This window comes from Xenorhabdus yunnanensis (assembly GCF_028598805.1).
Classification (GTDB): Bacteria; Pseudomonadota; Gammaproteobacteria; order Enterobacterales; family Enterobacteriaceae; genus Xenorhabdus; species Xenorhabdus yunnanensis.
The window spans coordinates 1-223 of the sequence record NZ_JAQRFI010000351.1 but is presented as its reverse complement, the minus strand read 5'-3'; the positions used below and the strand labels follow the sequence as shown (position 1 = coordinate 223).

The 223-nt window shown below is 48.9% G+C and carries 1 protein-coding gene; it reads left to right on the top strand.

Going from position 1 to position 223, the window contains the following annotated elements; genetic code table 11:
- Nucleotides 1-19: 19 nt before the first annotated feature.
- A partial coding sequence (locus tag PSI23_RS22565) for a hypothetical protein (RefSeq protein ID WP_273557108.1) occupies nucleotides 20-223 on the top strand: 204 nt, incomplete at its 3' end.

Below are 223 nucleotides of genomic sequence, written 5' to 3'. Positions count from 1 at the left end.
GCTAAAAGCGGGCTGGACAATGAAGCGCCAAATTGAAAATTGGCTGTCAGGAAATGACACGGTTGACTCTAAGGGGCAGCAGGTTGTTGAGTTCTTCTTCAAACCTAACGGTGTGCTTCAGTATGTTAAAAAGCGGGGCACCGAACATCCCAAAACCATCATAACCGGTTTTACCACGAAGCAGGGAAGCCAAGAGGTTGAAGCCCTGCTCGGTTCATCTGTG